A 625-nucleotide genomic window follows, 5' to 3' on the forward strand; every position below is an offset into this window, starting at 1 on the left:
AGTCTGACATTTTCACGCACACAAAGTGTGTCTTGAATAAGAGTGGTAATTCACTACTAATAGATAAACTAAAAGTAAATAAACTACCGGTTTGATTACATTCCCTACCTAACAAAAGTGAGGAGGACCCGTAATCACCATTACTAACATGCGATATTCCCATTAATAACAGTTTGGTATTTATAATTTACAAACAACAGCGCGACACCGTGTTTGCCCTATAAATACCGGTATTTATATCAGCTTTCCAGATTGTTAAAGAACTTGTCAATTGCGCACATTCGGCAACGACTTGGTTTAAAAAACCAAACTTAACTTATCAACATTGATAGTTTAAGTTTGGTCTCTTTCTTTAAAGAAGAAGTGGTGGAGCTAAGCAGGATCGAACTGCTGACCTCCTGCGTGCAAGGCAGGCGCTCTCCCAGCTGAGCTATAGCCCCGCAATGGGATACATACTTTAGCTAAAACGAAACGTATATTAACGTTTTTTACAAGGCAGTTTATCGCGAAGTGTAGGTTTTCTACACAAGTGATGAACCAACGCCGTAAAAAGCGTAAATTGGTAGGTCTGGGCAGACTTGAACTGCCGACCTCACCCTTATCAGGGGTGCGCTCTAACCAGCTG

Annotated in this window: 1 tRNA gene; it reads right to left on the bottom strand. The window is 40.8% G+C overall.

The annotated features are described in order from the left end of the window. Nucleotides 1-364: 364 nt before the first annotated feature. A tRNA-Ala gene (locus ESZ39_RS17640) sits at nucleotides 365-440 on the bottom strand. Nucleotides 441-625: the final 185 nt, after the last annotated feature.

Origin of the sequence: Colwellia sp. C1TZA3 (genome assembly GCF_007954265.1) — a bacterium.
Classification (GTDB): domain Bacteria; phylum Pseudomonadota; class Gammaproteobacteria; order Enterobacterales; family Alteromonadaceae; genus Cognaticolwellia.